At 67.0% G+C, this 18,531-nt stretch carries 18 protein-coding genes and 2 tRNA genes; 11 read left to right on the top strand and 9 right to left on the bottom strand.

What is annotated here, in order from left to right:
* Positions 1-113: 113 nt before the first annotated feature.
* Positions 114-191, top strand: coding sequence for a 50S ribosomal protein bL37 (locus ACGFNP_RS55940; protein WP_372455117.1), 78 nt, complete (start codon positions 114-116; stop codon positions 189-191).
* 49 nt (positions 192-240) lie between these two features.
* On the opposite strand, the gene ACGFNP_RS55935 is transcribed toward ACGFNP_RS55940, so the two are convergent.
* From ACGFNP_RS55935 to ACGFNP_RS55915, 5 genes are all read right to left on the bottom strand, one after another.
* Positions 241-1,551 carry a TrpB-like pyridoxal phosphate-dependent enzyme gene (locus tag ACGFNP_RS55935; protein ID WP_358332364.1) on the bottom strand — a complete coding sequence of 437 codons (1,311 nt, stop codon included), beginning with the start codon at positions 1,549-1,551 and terminating at the stop codon, positions 241-243.
* 18 nt (positions 1,552-1,569) lie between these two features.
* Positions 1,570-2,205: a uridine kinase gene (locus ACGFNP_RS55930; protein ID WP_393332606.1), complete on the bottom strand. Its 636-nt coding sequence runs from the start codon at positions 2,203-2,205 to the stop codon at positions 1,570-1,572.
* A 68-nt stretch (positions 2,206-2,273) separates the two neighbouring features.
* Positions 2,274-2,540, bottom strand: coding sequence for a hypothetical protein (locus ACGFNP_RS55925; RefSeq protein ID WP_358332358.1), 267 nt, complete (start codon positions 2,538-2,540; stop codon positions 2,274-2,276).
* A gap of 100 nt (positions 2,541-2,640) precedes the next feature.
* On the bottom strand, positions 2,641-3,183 hold the full coding sequence (locus ACGFNP_RS55920; protein ID WP_358332355.1) for a flavoprotein: 543 nt from the start codon (positions 3,181-3,183) through the stop codon (positions 2,641-2,643).
* Between the two features lie 29 nt (positions 3,184-3,212).
* Complete coding sequence (locus tag ACGFNP_RS55915; protein ID WP_393332602.1) at positions 3,213-3,704, bottom strand: hypothetical protein; 492 nt, start codon at positions 3,702-3,704, stop codon at positions 3,213-3,215.
* A gap of 373 nt (positions 3,705-4,077) precedes the next feature.
* Between ACGFNP_RS55915 and ACGFNP_RS55910 the strand changes: the two genes are divergently transcribed.
* Positions 4,078-4,680, top strand: a complete 603-nt coding sequence (locus tag ACGFNP_RS55910) for a hypothetical protein (RefSeq protein ID WP_393332600.1) — start codon at positions 4,078-4,080, stop codon at positions 4,678-4,680.
* Positions 4,681-5,043: 363 nt separating this feature from the next.
* Here ACGFNP_RS55910 and ACGFNP_RS55905 read toward each other — a convergent pair.
* A tRNA-Gly gene (locus ACGFNP_RS55905) sits at positions 5,044-5,117 on the bottom strand.
* 89 nt (positions 5,118-5,206) lie between these two features.
* Between ACGFNP_RS55905 and ACGFNP_RS55900 the strand changes: the two genes are divergently transcribed.
* A tRNA-Pro gene (locus ACGFNP_RS55900) sits at positions 5,207-5,283 on the top strand.
* A 166-nt stretch (positions 5,284-5,449) separates the two neighbouring features.
* Here ACGFNP_RS55900 and ACGFNP_RS55895 read toward each other — a convergent pair.
* Positions 5,450-5,959: a hypothetical protein gene (locus ACGFNP_RS55895; RefSeq protein ID WP_393332598.1), complete on the bottom strand. Its 510-nt coding sequence runs from the start codon at positions 5,957-5,959 to the stop codon at positions 5,450-5,452.
* Here ACGFNP_RS55895 and ACGFNP_RS55890 point away from each other — a divergent pair.
* Positions 5,952-6,737, top strand: a complete 786-nt coding sequence (locus ACGFNP_RS55890) for a hypothetical protein (protein WP_393332596.1) — start codon at positions 5,952-5,954, stop codon at positions 6,735-6,737. The two genes, ACGFNP_RS55895 and ACGFNP_RS55890, sit on opposite strands and share 8 nt — an antisense overlap.
* A gap of 437 nt (positions 6,738-7,174) precedes the next feature.
* Positions 7,175-8,530, top strand: coding sequence for a M1 family metallopeptidase (locus ACGFNP_RS55885; RefSeq protein ID WP_393332593.1), 1,356 nt, complete (start codon positions 7,175-7,177; stop codon positions 8,528-8,530).
* Between the two features lie 3 nt (positions 8,531-8,533).
* Here ACGFNP_RS55885 and ACGFNP_RS55880 read toward each other — a convergent pair whose 3' ends face one another.
* On the bottom strand, positions 8,534-9,355 hold the full coding sequence (locus tag ACGFNP_RS55880; RefSeq protein ID WP_393332590.1) for a M48 family metalloprotease: 822 nt from the start codon (positions 9,353-9,355) through the stop codon (positions 8,534-8,536).
* A 158-nt stretch (positions 9,356-9,513) separates the two neighbouring features.
* Positions 9,514-9,975, bottom strand: coding sequence for an ATP-binding protein (locus ACGFNP_RS55875; RefSeq protein ID WP_246654869.1), 462 nt, complete (start codon positions 9,973-9,975; stop codon positions 9,514-9,516).
* 248 nt (positions 9,976-10,223) lie between these two features.
* Here ACGFNP_RS55875 and ACGFNP_RS55870 point away from each other — a divergent pair, with 248 nt between their 5' ends.
* The 6 genes from ACGFNP_RS55870 (at position 10,224) to ACGFNP_RS55845 (ending at position 18,189) form a co-directional block, all read left to right on the top strand.
* A complete protein-coding gene (locus ACGFNP_RS55870; RefSeq protein WP_358332286.1) occupies positions 10,224-11,090 on the top strand; it encodes a helix-turn-helix transcriptional regulator in 867 nt (288 codons plus the stop codon).
* A 170-nt stretch (positions 11,091-11,260) separates the two neighbouring features.
* Positions 11,261-12,643 (top strand): trigger factor, encoded by a 1,383-nt coding sequence (gene tig, locus ACGFNP_RS55865; RefSeq protein WP_358332283.1) that lies wholly within the window; start codon positions 11,261-11,263, stop codon positions 12,641-12,643.
* A 174-nt stretch (positions 12,644-12,817) separates the two neighbouring features.
* Positions 12,818-13,450 carry an ATP-dependent Clp protease proteolytic subunit gene (locus tag ACGFNP_RS55860; protein WP_358332908.1) on the top strand — a complete coding sequence of 211 codons (633 nt, stop codon included), beginning with the start codon at positions 12,818-12,820 and terminating at the stop codon, positions 13,448-13,450.
* A gap of 10 nt (positions 13,451-13,460) precedes the next feature.
* Positions 13,461-14,084, top strand: a complete 624-nt coding sequence (locus ACGFNP_RS55855; RefSeq protein ID WP_214637437.1) for an ATP-dependent Clp protease proteolytic subunit — start codon at positions 13,461-13,463, stop codon at positions 14,082-14,084.
* Between the two features lie 174 nt (positions 14,085-14,258).
* Positions 14,259-15,542, top strand: coding sequence for an ATP-dependent Clp protease ATP-binding subunit ClpX (clpX, locus tag ACGFNP_RS55850; protein ID WP_358332280.1), 1,284 nt, complete (start codon positions 14,259-14,261; stop codon positions 15,540-15,542).
* A 73-nt stretch (positions 15,543-15,615) separates the two neighbouring features.
* Positions 15,616-18,189, top strand: coding sequence for a valine--tRNA ligase (locus tag ACGFNP_RS55845; protein ID WP_393332583.1), 2,574 nt, complete (start codon positions 15,616-15,618; stop codon positions 18,187-18,189).
* Positions 18,190-18,531 lie beyond the last annotated feature (342 nt).

Raw genomic sequence — 18,531 nt, 5'->3', positions numbered from 1 at the left:
AGATTCCACCAAATTATGACACGGATATGTTGGGGAATGTTAGGTCGCATGGCTTGTGCGGTAGACCGTGGCACGAGAGGTTGAGAACGCGCACCCGATCATTGGAGGCATCCATGGCCAAGCGATCTCGCAAGACCAAGGCACGCAAGAAGAAGAAGGCCAACCACGGCAAGCGCCCCAACGCGAACTGACGGCGGACCGGCCGCGGTGAGCTCCCTTCACCCCGGCCGGTGAAGCGGCCTAGCCGGGCAGGTCGTGCAGGGCCTCATCGATGCGCTCCTGCGGGAGGGCGTAGTCCTGCATGCGCCCGGACAGGTAACGATCATAGGCGGCCAGGTCGAAGTGGCCGTGCCCGCACAGCGCGGTCAGGATCACCTTCTCCTCGCCGCTCTCCCTGCACCGCAGCGCCTCGGCGATGGTCTCGGCCAGCGCGTGCGTCGGCTCGGGCGCCGGGACGATGCCCTCGGTACGGGCGAAGCGCACACCTGCCTCGAAGCACTCGGTCTGGGACTTGGTCACCGCCTCGAACAGCCCCAGTTCGTACATGTGCGACAGCAACGGCGACATGCCGTGATAGCGCAGCCCGCCCGCGTGGATCGGGTCGGGCACGAACCCGTGGCCCAGCGTGTGCATCTTGAGCAGCGGTGTGAGGCCGGCCGTGTCGCCGAAGTCGTAGGCGTAGACGCCCCGCGTGAACGACGGACAGGCCTCGGGCTCGACGGCGCGTAGCGTCACGTCGAGGTTCCCGGCCAGCTTCTCGCGCAGGAACGGGAAGGTGAGCCCGGCGAAGTTCGAACCGCCTCCGGTGCAGCCGATGATCAGATCGGGCATCTCCGCCAACTGGGCCAGCGCCTCCTCGCCGATCACCGTCTGGTGCATGAGCACGTGATTCAGCACCGAGCCGAGCGCGTAGCGGGCGTCCGGGTTCGCGCCCGCCACCTCGACCGCCTCGCTGATCGCGATGCCGAGGCTGCCCGGCGAGTCGGGGTCGTCCGCCAATACCTTGCTGCCCGCCCCGGTCACGGTCGAGGGGCTGGCGTGCACCGTCGCGCCGTACACCTGCATGAGCGAGCGCCGGTATGGCTTCTGATCATGGGAAGCGCGGACCATCCAGATCTGACACTCCAGATCGAACTGCGCGCAGGCGAAGGCCAGCGCTGAGCCCCACTGTCCGGCGCCGGTCTCCGTGGTGAGCAGCCGTACGCCTTCGCGGGCGTTGTAGTAGGCCTGCGGGACGGCGGTGTTGGGCTTGTGCGACCCGGCGGGGGAGACGCCCTCGTACTTGTAGTAGATCCGGGCAGGCGTGCCGAGCGCCTTCTCCAGCCGCCGCGCCCGGAGCAGCGGGGTCGGCCGCCAGAGCCGGTAGACGTCGAGCACCTCCTGCGGGATGGCGACGTACCGCTCGGTGCTCACCTCCTGGCCGATCAGCTCCATCGGGAACAGCGGCGCCAGATCGTCGGGTCCCACCGGCTGCCGCGTGCCCGGATGCAGCGGCGGAGGCGGCGGCGCGGGCAGATCGGGAACGATGTTGTACCAGTTGCTGGGAGTCACCGACTCAGTGTGCGCCGGTTACCGCCCTCCCTCAATCAGCACCGCCATACGCGCGGGATGATCAGCGCGCACCGCTACGTCGGCGCCCCGCAGCGGATCGGCCTCCCGCTCGTAGCGCGCGTAGGCGGGCAGCCGCCACCGCTCGTTCTCCCCGGTCATCCGCCCCAGCGCCCCCTCGGACAGCCACAGATGGACGCTCACCTCGAACGGCAGCCCCCGGCCCAGCAGCAGCGTCCCGTCGAGCAGCAGCACAGCCCCTTCAGGCAGCGTCTGGTACGGCAGGCGGTACGCGCGGTCGGCACGGCTGTCCCAGAGCGCTCGCAGCACCTTGCCGGACCCCCGGGGCCCCAGCGGCCCGAGCACCTCCCGGGTCAGCGCTCCCGTGTCGAGCCAGTCGTCGTAGAAGGCGTCGGGGTTCGTCCGGCCGTACTCGAGCCTGAGGGACGCGGGCCGCAGGAAATCGGCGGCCGACACCCGCAACACGGCCCTGCCGCGCATCCTGAGCGGCGCGACCAGCTCGTCCGCCAGCCGTTCGGGATGGGCGGGCGGCGCTCCGTCCACGGCGACCCGCGCGTAGGAGCCGCGCGGCAGACCCGCGATCCGCTCGGCCAACTCCTCGACCAGGGCCTCTCGGGAGATCGCTCGCGCACGCATCGATCCGAGCCTACGCGGTCGTACCGCGGCTCAGCGCGGTCGATCAGGCGGTGCCGTGGCGCGCTTGATCAGGCGGTGCCGCGCGGCCACGTGGACCCGTCGTCCTGCCTGGCCCGCTCGGCTGCCCTGCGGACACAGTCGGGGCAGACGGGCACGTGCCTCGACCGGGCCAGCGCTTCCGGCGTGGGGTCGCGCGTTGTGCCCGTCGCGGTCATGTTCGGAGGAAGCGCGGTATCGGGGTCGACCAGGAACATGGTGACGCGTTCCGGGTCGTAGCCGAAGGTACGTTTACAGCCGTAGCACCGGCCGATCGTCGTGATCCCTTTGTCCGCCATACGGCCTCCCTATCGGGCACGCCCCGTTTTCCGAGATCATGAGCGTAACCGAGCTTGGCTCACCAGGCGCGAAAACAGGCGAAACCGACCGCGATGACTCCTAAGGGCCCGATTCGCCAAGTTCGTCGAGCGCGCGTTTCCAGGGGTAGGCGTCGATGAGGTCGTCTCCGGAGCTCGGGGCGTCGGGCTCGAACTGGCCGGGCTCGAACACCACGCGGACCCCTTCGGCACGCAGGTCTTCCATGCTGCGTACGAAGGGCGCGCGTGCGGCCAGGGCGCTGTTGACGAAGGGCACGACGACGACCGGAATCCCAAGCCCCGGGGCCTCGGAGAGCAGGCCGAGCGCATAGGTGTCGGCAATGCCCTGGGCGAACTTGTTGACCGTGTTGTAGGTCGCCGGCGCGACGATGATCGCATCCGCTCGTGGCGCCTTCGGCTCGTCCGGCCTGCGGTACTGGCTGAGAACGGGCCGACCGGTCTGCCGCTCCAACGCCGGACCGTCGATGAAGGCGAGCGCGGCGGGCGTCGCGATGATCTGCACGATCCACCCTTCCCCCTGGGCCAGGCCGACCAGCCGGCCGACGTCCCCGGCCGGTCCGGCCGCGCACACGATGACGTAGAGAACGTTGCCGGATCGGGTCACGCGCCCACTCCCCACGTGATTGTCGGCCGCTACTCGTCGCCCGACGATGGTCGCAGGCGGCGGCGGTACCTGTATATCAGCGCTTCCCCGGAGGTCACCGCCATGAAGCAGCCGGCGATCATGTAGATGATCTGCTCTACCCAATGAGCTGCCGGACCCCAGTGAGCGGTGACGAACCCGTCTGGAGTCCCCGTCAAGATCTCGGCTACTCGGGGGATGACGATGAGAAGACCCAGGAACAGCCCAGACCAGTTCGCCCAAGCGCCCTGCCGATCCATCCCTTTGGCATTGGCCGCACGAATTTGGGTGCGTAATGATCTGCGATCTCCGTGTCGCTCCACGAGCATCAGCTTGGCATTTCCGTACTGCCAGAGGAAGATCCAAGCGCTTTCGTACGGCGAACCACCTGGAACAAGCTTCAGATCGCTGTGGGGCTCCCCAATCTCCGCTCCCACGATCTCCCGGCACTCTCCCGGCACGCGGAGGCGGGCAACCCCCTCGCCGAGCCCACGGGAGCTCATGACCGCCATCGCGCAAGCGCTCGGGAAGGCGCTGAAGATCAAGTAGAAGGAACAGAGATCTGGTCAGAGGGCCGTGCGGCCCTGCTTGCGAGTCCCCGCTCCTCCCCCCTTGATCACCGCCCTATCGGGCACGCAAGGGGGCACGCGCCCACTGGCGACGGTCTTACAGGGCGTCGAGCCTCTACAGGGCGTCGCCGTTTTCCCACCAACCCCTTCCGGCCGCCGCAGCTGTTTCATCACCCCCGCCTTATAGGCGTTCTGTTCATGAAGATCAGCAAGAGGCGTTCTGGACCGAGTTGGGCGGCTCGGCCACGATGAGGCCATGACGGAGAATGGATCAGCGCAGCGGCCGACGACGGACGGGGGAACAGGCTTGCGCCTGAACTGGACCGCAGTGAGCGCTCTGGCGGGTGCGATCGCCGCCGTGGTCGCGCTGGTCGCCTACCTTGCGCCGCCGGCCCCGCCTCCGCAGTCCCAGCCCGACGCGGTGGTCCCCACCCCGGCCCCGCAGTTACCGTCATCGGACCCGGCCACCACCCCGGCCCAGCAGTCACCGTCATCAGACCCGGTCACCACCCGGCCCGCACCGCCGACCCCGCGCCCATCGCCAAAATCCAGCACACCCAAGCCACCAAAGCCAAGCTCCTCGCGAGCGGTCCCCGCTTCCGCCGAACCGCTGTCAGCGGTCCGGCCCGGCGGCTGCGACGACGCGGCGGCGGCGCTGACCGCATATCGCCGGAACGCGGGGGCCATCCGCAGCAGCCAGGCAGCCGCGGCTCAGCAGACGTACAGCGACCTGATGAGCGCGGTACTCGACGCGGAAGGAGTAGTGGGGTCGAAAATCAGTCGGCTGGCCGCCGAATTCCGGGAACTGAACTTCCGCTTGACCGGCATGACCGGCGGCGATCCCAACCAGGTGATCACGGATATCAATACAGACGTCGCGGAGCTCAACAGACTGTGCGAATCCAGCTGACCCGACGACACATCACAGCCGGCATGGCGCGCGACGACGGCTGCCAGGCAGCGAGGCAACTGGATCCGCACTCGAGCGCCGCGCCCGCGCGCTCATCGCCTCCGCCAGGGCAAACCCGACGCGGTCTCGGTCCAGCACGAACACCCTCGCCGCGTCCACAGGGGCGAGCCGCCGCGAGTTGATGCCCCGTATGGGTCACTCCTCCACGCGAGCGGCGCTGATCCACCGGCACGCGACACAGGGCCGACCAGGCCATCGCACAATCGTCAGGCAAGGAGCCGGCGGGGCGCGGAAGATCGAGTAGAAGTAGCGAAAATCACGAAGGCCAGGTCACCTCATGCGGCTGACCTGGCCTTTCGGCTTTGGAGCGGACGACGGGAATCGAACCCGCGTAGCTAGTTTGGAAGACTAGGGCTCTACCATTGAGCTACGTCCGCGCGAACCAGTCGGAGTCTGGTCTAGACTTCAACCGGTCGTCAGGGCGTAAGCGTACCGGAGTCACGGAGCGCGTGCGTACCCGGCGAGACGGGGCGTGGCGCAGCTTGGTAGCGCGCTTGCTTTGGGAGCAAGAAGTCGCAGGTTCAAATCCTGTCGCCCCGACCAGCATGATCAGCAGGAAGGCCACCCCAGAAGATCGGGGGTGGCCTCTTGCTTGTCTACAGCTCGTCGGAGCGACCGGAACGTGGTGCCTGGGCTTGGAACGGCTGATCGCCCGGCCCTGGACCCGAAGCCGGGACGCGGTGTCCCGGCTCGCCGCCTTCGTCGCCGACTACGGGGTGGAGTGAGCGGTGTCTCCCGGCGGGGTGTCGTCGTCGGGACCCTCATCGGTGTCGGGGTGTTCGCTGCGCCGGCTGCGTCCGTGGTACTCCGAGTCGGGGTCGCTCTCGGCCTGGGCGAAGGGGTTGAACGGAGAGGTCTCCGGGGGGTCGGGGGGACTGAAGGGCTTGAATGGCGGAGTCCAGGCGGCGGTCTCCTGAGGGTCCGTTCCGGAGAAGGGTACGGGCGAATTGGGCTCGGACCGCGGGTTCTCCTGTCCGTAGAGCGCGCCGGGTAGGGCACTTTCCTGTTCGTCGCGGGCGGCGGCCTCGAGGGCTTCCAGGAGTTGCAGCCTCCACTGGTCTCCCTCGTCGGGCTCGGCGGTGCTGTGGTGGGGGGTGGGCGTTGGGCCGGGTTCCGCGTATCCGGCGGTGGCCAAGCGGGTCCCGCGGCGAGACTTGGCCACCAGCATCATGAACACGGCCAGCAGGGCCGCTACGACTACCACGGCCGAGGTGATCACCGTTGGAGTGGACAAGCTCGACAAGGGGCTGGTGACCGCGGCGTTGAGGTGCGTGGGGAGGGCTCCTGGCGTGGTGCTGGACGCCGTCGGCGTGGCAGCGGTGTCCTCCGCGATGGCGAGCTCGGTTGTAGGGGTCGTGGTTGGCGTGGGCGTGGACGAAGTGGTGGTCGCCGCTTCAGTGGAGGTGGCGGTCGGTTCGGCTTCGGAGGTGGCCGCGGCTGACGGTGAGTCCGACGTCGTGGCGGTATTCGTGGGCGAGGGCGAGCCCGGTGTCGTGGAGGTGTCTGTGGGGGAGGGCGAGTCGGATGTTGTGGGGGTGGGGGTGGGGGAGGGCGAGTCGGATGTTGTGGGGGTGGGGGTGGGGGTAGCTGATGACGAATCCGACGGAGTGGTGGTGGGCGTGGAGGAAGGCGTATCGGAGGTGGGAGTGGCAGTCGGTGTGTCTGACGTGGGCCGTGGAGTAGCTGTGGTCGAAGGCGCGTCGGATGTCGAGGTGGGTGTGGCTGATGGTGCGTCGGAGGTCGACTGGGGAGCGGTCGGGTCAGCGTGGTGGTCGGGCCACTGCTGCTGGCCCTCGTCGCTGCTGGACCGCTCGTCGGGCGTCCGGTGGCCGGGTTGGTCGTCGGTGATCTGCGCGTCGGTGGACCGGGGGCCTGGTTGTTCCTGGGGGACGTGGGTGACGGATCGTGCCTCGGAGGTTCGGTCGGCGGGTTGCTCTTGGGGCCGGTGGGGGCCGGGTTGTGCCTCGGTGGTCTGGTACCACGAGGTCGAGTTGTAGGCCGCGTCGATGAACTTCTGAATCTCTGATGTCATGGAAATGTGGATCTCCCGGACTAGGCCGGATTTACCCATGCAGATCCTGACACAAGTGATGATTAAGGACTGATGTGGCTAAACCGGAAGCCTGTGGTACGGCGAGGGTACCTTGCCATTTGCGCAGGTCAAGTGCCACTCAAGAGATGACTAAGAGATCATCTATAAGTAAAAGGCCAGGTCAGATGCTCTGTCCTAAAAGCTATATAACGTGAACTATGTAGAAAGATCTACCAAATTCCGTAGCCTTTGCCCCCGGCTTCCGCGGGTTTGCGAGGGGAGGCCGGACGTGTACGTGTGGGGTCACGAGGACGACAGCCGTTCCTCGGTGTCAGCTGATCGGTGCCCTCCGCGTGTAGTTGCGCGGTATCGCGACAAACCACGACGTACTACCTTGGCGCGGTGAATTCGATCATTTCCCTCTTACTCGCCGCGGCGGTAGCCGCGCCGGGCGCGCCCGACAAGGGGCGCTCGGAGCCGGTGGCGGACCCCGTCTACCCCGCCTACGGCAATCCCGCGATCGACGTCCTCCACTACGGGCTGGAGCTGGACTGGAAGCCGTCCAAGCGGTTGCTCACCGGTAAGGCCCTGCTCACCGTCAGAGCCGTCAAGAAGATCGACAAGATCGCGCTCGACTTCGGCCACGCGTTGCAGGTGGACGAGGTGACGGTCGCGGGTAAGCAGGTCAAGGCCCGGCATCCGGGTGACGACCTGGTGATCCCGTTGCGTTCCCCGGTGGCGGCGGGCAAGCGGGTCCAGGTGGCCGTCCGCTATCACGGCACTCCCAAGCCCGTGCGCACCGGGCAGTACCGCTCCGACACGAGCATGCTCGGGTTCCGCTCGGCGGGCGACGGGTCGGCGTGGGCGTTGCAGGAGCCGTACGGGGCCTTCACCTGGTTCCCGGTGAACGACCAGCCGTCCGACGAGGCGCGCTACGACGTGGCGGTCACGGTGCCGCGCGGGTGGGCGGCCGTGGCGCACGGGCGGTTCCAGGGCCGGAAGGGGAACACCTACCGCTGGCGGTCGACCGAGTCGGTGGCCAGCTACGTCACGCTGCTCACCATCGATCACTACGATCGCTTCAACGACAAGGGGCCGCGCGGGATCCCGATCACGTACTGGCTCCGCAAGGGCGACCAGTCGCAATACCTTCCCATCGTTCGGCAGACGCCGGCCATCCTGCGCTGGCTGGAGAAGCGGCTGGGGCCATACCCCTTCTCCAGCGCGGGTGTGGTCGTCACCAGCGACTCGGGGATGGAGACCCAGCAGATGGTGACGCTGGCCCCTGACTTCCTCACGCCCAATGTGGTCGCGCACGAGATGGCGCACCAGTGGTTCGGTGACGCGGTCACGCCCCGGACCTGGCGGGACGTGTGGCTGAACGAGGGCTTCGCGATGTACTTCGAGTGGCAGTGGGCCGGCGACCACGGGTCCAAGAAGCTGGAGAGCTATCTCAGCGACGCTCGGGCGGTCGACGGACAGCTGCGCAAGATGGCGGGGCCGCCTGGGCACTACAAGTCGGACATGTTCGGGGCGAGCAACGTGTATTACGGTCCCGCGCTGATGCTGCACGAGATCCGCAAGCAGCTCGGGGACAAGCGGTTCTTCGCGACGTTGCGAGCGTGGGTGCAGGAGCACAAGGGGACCACGCAGGACCGGGCGTCGTTCGTGTCGTGGCTGAACAACAAGACAGGGGAAGATTTCACCGCCCTGATCGACGACTGGCTCGACTCGCCGACGACGCCGGCGACATCGTAAGGGCTAGCCCATGAGCTGTCGCACCCGTACGTGCACGTGCGGGTGCGTGGCCATCAGGCGGCCCTTCTTCGTACGGCCGGCCACCAACCCCAACGCGGGCACTCCGCGCCGCAGGTCCGTCAGGGGGATGCCGTCCTCCTCGTGCACCTTGAGCAGCGCCGAGGCGAGCAGGCCCGGCTGGCCGAGCAGGTCGGCGGCGGCGCGGTCGGCGGCCAGTTCCCTGGAGCGGCTGAGCCAGCGCAGCGGCAGGTGCGCGATGAAGCTGGCCAGCCCCGCGGCGGCACCACCCGCCAGCATCGCCAGCCCGATGAACAGCCCGAAGGGGAACTCCTCCAGGAACAACCCCGGAGCCTCCACCGCGACCCGCCCGGTGCCCTTGGCGAATGTCGCCAGCGCGATCGCGAACGAGCTCGCCAGCGTCATCACCGCCACGTCCTTGTGCCGGATGTGCGCGATCTCGTGCGCGAGCACCGCGGTCAGCTCACCCGGCTCCAGGCGGGCGCGCAGCCCCTCGGTGACGATGATCGTCGAGCTGCGCCGTGAGCGGCCGACCGTGTAGGCGTTCGGGGCGGGCGACGGGCTGATCGCCAGCCGCGGCTTGGCCACATCGCTCAAGGCGCAGAGCCGATCGAGTACGGCGTGCAGCTCCGGCTCCTGCTCGGCCGTGACGTACCGGGCCCTGGTCATCCGCCGCGCCATGGCCTCAGTGGACCACCACTGCACGAGCAGGACGAGGACGGCTCCGAGGGCGACGTACAGGACCGGAACCTCTATCAGCACGAGACCGGCCAGAACAGCCGAGTAGATGGCCACGAGCAGGGCCATAGGGATGAGCATGCGCACCTTCGGAACCTCCAGCCGACGACGACGGGCCGGAAGGTCTCCCTCGCCACACAGGGCCCGCCTGACCGGGCCGAGAGGGCCGTCATGACGATCAGGCGTGTTCGGAGGTACTCCCCTTCACTTCAAGAAAGGGTAATAAATCAGGCCTCGGTACGGAAGAGGGCCCACACAGCTTTGCCACCCCGAGCCAGCGGGTCCCAGCCCCAGCACTGGCTGTAGGTCTCGACGATGTAAAGGCCGCGACCGTTCTCGGAGATGAAGTCGGGCTCCTTGGGGGTGGGGATCTCGTCGCTCGGGTCGGCCACGGCCAGCAGCACGTGGGGGACGACCCGCATCAGCAGCAGCTGGATCTCCCGCCGGCCTCTGGCGTACATCGCGTACCTGACCGCGTTCGTGACCAGTTCGGACACGACCAGTGCGGCGTCATCGCCCAGTTCCGGCAGACCCCACCCGCGTAACGTGGAGCGCGTCACGTCCCTGGCGGTCTTCACCGAGTCGGCCTGGAAGGGCAGCGGACACGAGGTCGTGTACGGCTTCCCGGCGCTCAACAGGCTGTCGAACCCCACCTCGCGGGTGATCTGCAGGCAATCGGCAGTGGCCAAGGGGTCCTCCACCATCCCGCCGATACCTCCCGATTGCTTCTGGGTTCGTGCATGTTTGGCCCAATATGCACTAGGCCATCATGGGACACGACTCCCGGTCGCTGCAAGACCCAAATGCACGTGCATGTGCAATGTGCAGCCGCATGGGCGGTTACCGGTAGGGGTATCCAATTCGGACACCAGGTTGAGACCTTGTCATACGCGGCAATGTGGTGTCACTGTGTGTGCGGACCTTGATAGGAGGCAGAGTGACGCAGAACCAGCCGGGTTCCGGCCCTACGGCGCTGCGCATCCTCCTGGGCTCCCAGCTGCGCAGGCTCAGGGAGGGGAAAGGCGTTACTCGCGAGGAAGCGGGCCACCTCATCAGGGGGTCCGAATCCAAGATCAGCCGCATGGAGCTGGGTCGCGTCGGCTTCAAGGAGCGCGACGTGGCCGATTTGCTGACTCTTTACGGGGTCGTGGACAACCAGGCACGCGCAGCCGTACTCGATCTGGTGGCCACGGCGAACGAGCCCGGTTGGTGGCACCGGTTCAACGACATCCTGCCCACGTGGTTCCAGGCGTACGTCGGCCTCGAGGAGGCAGCGGCCAGGATCAGGACCTACGAGGTTCAGTTCGTCCCCGGCCTGTTACAGACCAAGGAATACGCCCGGGCGGTGGTCACGGCGGGCTCGGCCGGCATCGGTGCGGAGGAGATCTCCCGCCGGGTGGATCTCCGGCTCGAACGCCAGCGCATGTTCGACAGGCCCGACGGCCCGGTCTTCTGGGCGGTCATCGACGAGGCCGCGCTGCGCCGCCCCATCGGCGGCGCCGAGGTGATGCGGGCCCAGCTCGAACACCTCATCGACCTGATGCGCCAGCCCAACATCACCATCCAGGTCATGCCGTTCAGCTTCGGTGGCCACAGTGCCGAGGGCGGGGCGTTCACCGTCCTGCGCTTCCCCGATCAGGACCTGCCGGACGTGGTGTACGTCGAGCAACTCGCCAGCGCTCTCTACCTGGACAAACGCGAGGACGTCGACCGCTACACCGAGGTGATGGAGCGACTCTGCGCCGTCAGCACGACGCCCGATGAGACCATCGAACTGCTGCGGGTGATCGCCGAGGAGTTCTGACGGGTCGTCTCGTCGTCGTTGGGTACGCATCTACCCTAGACTGGCGAACGGCGCTTGGATCCCGCCAAGGCGGAGCATGCCCAGCGCCGCTCATGTGGGCGCGGCGCGTGAGCCGTACCAAATCTGGACGCGCCCGCGATCACTCGAAGCTTGATCAAGGAGACCACCCCGTGAAGACCGCTGTCGAGGAGCTCAGCCCGACCAGGGTGAAGCTCACTGTCGAGGTGCCGTTCGAAGAGCTGCGCCCGAGCCTGGATGCGGCGTACAAGAAGGTCGCGCAGCAGGTGCGCGTCCCCGGGTTCCGCCCTGGCAAGGTTCCGGCCCGCATCATCGAGCAGCGCTTCGGCCGCGCGGTGGTGCTGGAGGAGACCCTCAACGACGCGGTGCCCAAGCTGTACGGCCAGGCCGTCGACGAGGTCGACGTCTTCCCGGTCAGCCAGCCTGACATCGAGATCACCAAGATCGAGGACGGCGAGCAGGTCGAGTTCACCGCCGAGGTGGACGTCCGGCCCAGCTTCGACGTACCCGACTACGCGGGCGTCGAGATCACCGTCGACTCCGCCGAGGTCGCCGACGAGGACATCGACAGCCAGCTCGACGCGCTGCGCCAGCGCTTCGCCACGCTGACCGGTGTCGAGCGCCCCGCGGCCGCCGGCGACTTCGTCGTGATGGACCTGCGCGCCGAGATCGACGGCGCCAACATCGAGGAGCAGCAGGCCAACGAGGTCTCTTACGAGGTCGGCGCCGGCTCCGTGCTGCAGGGCCTCGACGACGCGCTCGTGGGCATGTCCGCGGGCGAGGAGAAGAGCTTCAAGACCGAGCTGGTCGGCGGTGAGAACGCCGGGGAGGAAGCCGACGTCATCATCACCGTCAAGACGGTCAAGGAGAAGGTCCTGCCCGAGCTCGACGACGAGTTCGCCCAGCTGGCGAGCGAGTTCGACACGCTCGGCGAGCTGAAGGACAGCATCCGCGAGCAGGCCCGCCGCAACAAGCTGGTCGACCAGGTCGTCCAGGCCCGTGAGAAGGCTGTCGACGCGCTGCTCGAGAAGATCGAGATGCCTATTCCCGACAGCGCGCTCAAGGCCGAGGTCGACGCTCGCAAGCACAACCTCGAGCACCAGATCGCCGAGAGCGGGCTGAGCCGCGACGCCTTCTTCCGCCTCTACCAGACGACCGAGGAGGAGCGCTTCGCCGAGTTCGACAGCAGCTCCGCCAAGGCCATCAAGGTGGGGTTCGTCCTTGACAAGATCGTCAAGAGCGAGGAGCTGGGCGTCTCCGAGCAGGAGCTGACCAACTTCGTCGTCCGCCGGGCCATGGAGATGGGCGTCCAGCCCAACCAGCTGGCCCAGCACCTGGCCGACAACGACCAGCTCACGCTGGCCATGGTCGAGATCGTCCGTGACAAGGCCAAGTCCGTCGTCGGTGACGCCGCCAAGGTGGTCGACTCCGAGGGCAACGAGGTGGACCTCAAGGCCATCTACACCGAGCTCAACGGCGCGGAGGCCGAAGAGGAGCCCGCCGACGAGTCGGCCGAGGAGAAGGCCGACGCCTAGCCACAGAAACGGCACCAAGCCCCCGATCCGGATGGTTCGGGGGCTTCGCGCTGCTCGGCGCGCCCTTACCTGCGCCGTCAGCGAACAGTAGGCAGACGGGGCATGACCTGTGTGCCCCGCGCGTTAGGGTCACAGGCAAAGCCAATCGATTACGACGCATCGGAAGGTGACGCTGTGACCAGCCCGCCGACCTTCTATCAGCCTGAGTCGCGAGGCCGTGAGAACGGCTCGTCCTTCCGGCTTGAGGACCAGCTTTACCAGCGCCTGCTGCGCGAGCGCATCATCGTGCTCGGGCAGGAGGTGAACGACGAGATCGCCAACCGGATCTGTGCCGAGCTGTTGCTGCTCGCGGCCGACGATCCGGACCGTGACATCTGGCTCTACATCAACTCGCCTGGCGGGTCGGTGACAGCCGGCATGGCCATCTACGACATGATGGAATATGTGCCCAACGACGTGGCCACGGTCGCCATGGGGCTGGCCGCCTCCATGGGGCAGTTCCTGCTGTCGGCGGGCGCGAGAGGCAAGCGCCACGCACTGCCGCACGCGCGCATCATGATGCACCAGCCGTCCGGCGGCATCGGCGGCACCGCCGCCGACATCGCCATCCAGGCCGAGCAGATGCTCTACGTGAAGAAGACCCTGGCCGAGCGGATCGCGTTCCACACGGGGCAGTCGCTCGACCAGATCGAGTCCGACTCCGATCGAGACCGCTGGTTCACGGCCGAAGAGGCCAAGGACTACGGCTTCATCGACCAAGTCGTGCGCAGCGCGAGGCAGGTGCCCTCGCAAGGCGCCGTCTCCTAGGGGAGTTGAAGTGAACATCGAAAGCCGGTACGTTCTCCCCTCCTTCGTCGAACGCACGTCCTATGGCGTGAAGGAGATGAACCCGTACAACAAGCTCTTCGAGGACCGCATCATCTTCCTCGGAGTGCAGATCGACGACGCGTCGGCCAACGACGTGATGGCCCAGCTGCTGACGCTGGAGTCGCTCGACCCCGACCGTGACATCAGCATCTACATCAACTCGCCGGGCGGTTCTTTCACCGCCATGACGGCGATTTACGACACGATGCAGTTCGTCCGGCCGGAGATCCAGACCGTCTGCCTGGGCCAGGCCGCCTCCGCGGCGGCCGTGCTGCTGGCCGGTGGCACCCCGGGCAAGCGGTTCGCGCTTCCCAACGCCAGGGTGCTCATCCACCAGCCCTCCACCGAGGGTGGCGGCCAGGGAAGCGACATCGAGATTCAGGCCCGCGAGATCCTTCGCATGCGCTCCCTCCTGGAGGAGATCGTGGCGAAGCACTCCGGAAAGCGCCCTGCGGAAGTCCGAAAGGACATCGAACGCGACAAAATTCTCAACGCGGACGAGGCAAAGGCGTATGGTCTGATCGACGACATCATCCCGTCGAGGAAGAAACGAGCTCAGGCCGTCGCTTCCTGATGAGATGTGACGCACCGGAGCGCTGCCCAATAGGGCACGTTCCGGTGCGACTCGCCGCCAGGGGGCTCACTGAGGGCCCAGAAGACGGTAACGTCGAAACCTGAGCGGTTCGGACCCGGTCCGGTAGATACGGATCGCGGGAGCAGGGCGGTCCCACGCAAAGGAGTATCTGGGGTGGCACGCATCGGCGACGGGGGAGACCTGCTGAAGTGCTCTTTCTGCGGGAAGAGTCAGAAGCAAGTCAAGAAGCTCATTGCCGGTCCAGGCGTCTACATCTGCGATGAGTGCATTGACCTCTGCAACGAGATCATCGAGGAGGAGCTCTCCGAGTCCTCTGAGCTCAAGTGGGACAACCTGCCCAAGCCGAGGGAGATCTACGAGTTCCTCGACGCCTACGTCATCGGTCAGGACAAGGCGAAGAAGGCGCTCTCGGTGGCGGTCTACAACCACTACAAGCGGGTGCAGTCCGGCGACCGAGGTAGAGACGACGGTCTTGAGCTGGCCAAGAGCAACATCCTGCTGCTGGGCCCCACGGGCTCGGGCAAGACACTGCTCGCACAGACGCTGGCGAAGATGCTCAACGTGCCCTTCGCCATCGCCGACGCCACGGCGCTCACCGAGGCCGGATACGTAGGCGAGGACGTCGAGAACATCCTCCTCAAGCTCATCCAGGCCGCTGACTACGACGTCAAGAAGGCCGAGACCGGCATCATCTACATCGACGAGGTCGACAAGATCGCTCGCAAGAGCGAAAACCCGTCGATCACGCGCGACGTCTCCGGTGAGGGCGTCCAGCAGGCGCTGCTCAAGATCCTGGAGGGCACGACCGCGAGCGTGCCGCCGCAGGGCGGGCGCAAGCACCCCCACCAGGAGTTCATCCAGATCGACACGACGAACGTGCTGTTCATCTGTGGCGGTGCCTTCGCCGGTCTGGAAAAGATCATCGAGTCGCGCATCGGCAAGAAGGGCATCGGCTTCAACGCCATCATCCGGTCGAAGGAAGAAGTCGACATGATCGACATCTTCTCCGACGTGATGCCCGAGGACCTGCTGAAGTTCGGCATGATCCCCGAGTTCGTCGGTCGTCTGCCGGTCATCACCTCGGTGCACAACCTCGACCGTGAGGCGCTCATCCAGATCCTCACCGAGCCCCGCAACGCGCTGGTCAAGCAGTACCGCAAGCTGCTGGAGCTCGACGGCGTGGAGCTGGAGTTCACCGACGGCGCGCTCGAGGCCATCGCCGACCAGGCGATCCTGCGCGGCACCGGCGCCCGCGGTCTGCGCGCCATCCTCGAAGAGGTGCTCCAGTCGGTGATGTACGAGGTGCCGTCGCGCCAGGACGTCGCACGCGTGGTGATCACCCGCGAGTCGGTGCTCGAACACGCCATCCCGACGCTCGTACCCCGCGACCAGCTCGCTGCGAAGCAGCAGCGCACACCGCGGGAAAAGTCCGCCTGATCCTTTCCCTTTCGGCCAAGCGCCCCGCGGAGTACCACTCCCCGGGGCGTTTCGCTTTCCTCCTTCCCTAGAATTGGTCACTGTGACAACGCCAGAGCTGCCTACCCAGTACACCCCGGCCGACGTCGAAACCCGGAGCTACGAGCGCTGGGTAGCCGGAGGCTTCTTCCACGCCGACCCGGGCAGCCCGCGCGTGCCGTACAGCATCGTCCTTCCCCCGCCGAACGTGACCGGCGTCCTGCACATCGGGCACGCGCTCGACCACTCCATCCAGGACGCGCTCACCCGCCGGGTCCGCATGCAGGGGCGCGAGACGCTGTGGCTGCCCGGCATGGACCACGCGGGCATCGCCACCCAGAATGTCGTCGAGCGTGAGCTGGCCAAGCAGGGCCTGTCGCGCCACGACCTCGGGCGTGAGGAGTTCGTGGAGCGGGTCTGGCAGTGGAAGGAGGAGTCCGGTGGCCGGATCCTCGGCCAGATGCGCAAGCTCGGCGACGGCGTCGACTGGTCGCGCGAGCGCTTCACCATGGACACGGGGCTCTCGCGGGCCGTCCAAACGATCTTCAAGCGGCTGTTCGACGACGGGCTGATCTACCGGGCCGAACGCATCATCAACTGGTGCCCCCGCTGCCTCACCGCGCTGTCCGACATCGAGGTGGAGCACAGCGAGGACGACGGCGAGCTCGTCTCCATCCGCTACTCCGACGAGATCGTGGTGGCGACCACCCGCGCGGAGACCATGCTCGGCGACACCGCCGTGGCCGTGCACCCCTCGGACGAGCGCTACGCCCATCTGATCGGCACGCTCGTCGAGGTGCCGCTCACCGGCCGTCAGATCCCGGTTGTCGCCGACGAGCACGTCGAGCCGGCCTTCGGCACCGGCGCGGTCAAGGTGACGCCGGCCCACGACCCCAACGACTTCGAGATCGGGAGGCGCCATTCGCTGCCGTCGCTGACCATCATGGACGAGCGCGGCGTGATCACCGCGCATGGGCCGTTCGAGGGACTCGACCGGTTCGAGGCGCGACCCGCCGTGGTCGCCGCGCTCCGCGCCGAGGGCAGGATCGTCGCCGAGAAGCGCCCGTACGTCCACTCGGTCGGCCACTGCTCGCGCTGCAAGACCGTGGTGGAGCCGAGGCTGTCGCTGCAGTGGTTCGTCAACGTCTCGCCGCTGGCCAAGGCCGCCGGTGACGCGGTGCGCGACGGCCGCACCCGCATCCACCCGCCCGAGCTGGCCAAGCGCTACTTCGACTGGGTCGACGACATGCACGACTGGTGCATCTCGCGCCAGCTCTGGTGGGGGCATCGCATCCCGGTCTGGTACGGCCCGGCCGGCGAGGTCGTGTGCGTGGGCCCCGACCAGGACCCGCCCGCCGGTTACGTCCAGGACTCCGACGTGCTCGACACCTGGTTCTCCTCAGGGCTGTGGCCGTTCTCCACTTTGGGCTGGCCCGACGCGACGCCGGAGCTTGAGCGCTTCTACCCGACGTCCGTGCTGGTCACGGGCTACGACATCTTGTTCTTCTGGGTCGCGCGGATGATGATGTTCGGCCTGTACGCCATGGACGGCGAGCCGCCGTTCCGCGTGGTGGCGCTGCACGGCATGGTCCGCGACCAGTACGGCAAGAAGATGTCCAAGTCGTTCGGCAACGTCGTCGACCCGCTCGACTGGATCGAGCGCTTCGGCGCCGACGCCACCCGCTTCACCCTGCTGCGCGGCGCGAATCCCGGCGCCGACGTCGCGGTGAGCGAGGAATGGGCGGCCGGCTCGCGCAACTTCTGTAACAAGATCTGGAACGCCACGCGCTTCGCGCTGATGAACGGCGCGGCCACCGGCTCTCTCGACGGGCTCGACCTGACGGCGGCGGACCGATGGATCCTGTCGCGGCTGCAGAGCGTGATCTCCTCGGCCGACGCGGCCTTCGAGGAGTTCGAGTTCGCCAAGGCGTCCGATCTGCTCTACCACTTCGCGTGGGACGAGGTCTGCGACTGGTATCTGGAGCTGGCCAAGATCCAGCTCGGTGAGGGGCTGGAGCATACGCGGCTCGTGCTGGGCCACGTGCTCGACACGCTGCTGCGGCTGATGCACCCGCTGGTGCCGTTCGTCACCGAGGAGCTGTGGCGGGCCGTCACGGGTGGCGAGTCGGTCGTCGTGGCATCGTGGCCGCAGGTCGACTCCGGCCGTACCGATCCGGTGGCCGAGGCGGAGATCGTCGCGCTGCAGGAGCTGGTGACGGAGGTTCGGCGGTTCCGTTCGGATCAGGGGCTGAAGCCCGGCCAGAAGGTGGCCGCGCGGCTCGGGCTGGCCGGCACGGCTCTTACGGGGCAGGAAGGGGCTATTCGCTCGCTCCTGCGGCTGACGGAGCCGTCTGACGCCTTTTCAGCCACCGCCCGCTTCACCGTGGGCGGGGTGACCGTGGAGATCGACACCGCGGGCGCCATCGATGTGGTGGCCGAGCGCAAGCGGCTGGAGAAAGATCTGGCGGTCGCCCGTAAGGAGGCGGCCCAGGCCACGGCCAAGCTGGGCAACGAGCAGTTCATGGCCAAGGCGCCCGAGGACGTGGTCGCCAAGGTCAGAGGGCGTGCGGAGCAGTCGGCGGCCGACATCGCGCGGCTCGAGAGCCAGCTCGCCGGCTTGGTGGTTTGAGCGAGACACACCGGGGGAAGACCTATTCGTTACCGAAGTTGGGTCTTCCCCCGCGCTGGGGCTGCTAGAGTCTTCAACGCAGGGCAGTGGTCCTGCCAAACTCTCTGATCACTTCCGAGCTTCAGGCTGTGTCCGCATGCGATTGGACACGGACGAGAAGTTCGGGTAAGTTTAGAGGGTTGCCCCGGAACGAACCGGATCCGGACGATTTGACAAGAATCGCCCAAATCTGGTAAACTGGGTAAAGCGAAATGAGCGCCTCTCGCAGGTTGGGGAGTACGCGTCCGTTTCTTGAGAACTCAACAGTGTGTTAAAAGCCAGTGCATGATGCACAACCCCGTC

The sequence above is a fragment of the Nonomuraea sp. NPDC049269 genome (genome assembly GCF_043197155.1).
Taxonomy (GTDB): Bacteria; Actinomycetota; Actinomycetes; order Streptosporangiales; family Streptosporangiaceae; genus Nonomuraea.
Note: the sequence above shows the minus strand (reverse complement) of the source record. Positions and strands in the feature narration are given on the sequence as shown.

Excerpts from the sequence above, each read along its gene's own strand:
- ACGFNP_RS55930 (WP_393332606.1), bottom strand. The coding sequence starts at position 2,205 with ATGCGTGCGCGAGCGATCTCCCGAGAGGCCCTGGTCGAGGAGTTGGCC.
- ACGFNP_RS55880 (WP_393332590.1), bottom strand. The coding sequence starts at position 9,355 with ATGGCCCTGCTCGTGGCCATCTACTCGGCTGTTCTGGCCGGTCTCGTG.
- ACGFNP_RS55915 (WP_393332602.1), bottom strand. The coding sequence starts at position 3,704 with ATGAGCTCCCGTGGGCTCGGCGAGGGGGTTGCCCGCCTCCGCGTGCCG.
- ACGFNP_RS55940 (WP_372455117.1), top strand. The coding sequence starts at position 114 with ATGGCCAAGCGATCTCGCAAGACCAAGGCACGCAAGAAGAAGAAGGCC.
- ACGFNP_RS55925 (WP_358332358.1), bottom strand. The coding sequence starts at position 2,540 with ATGGCGGACAAAGGGATCACGACGATCGGCCGGTGCTACGGCTGTAAA.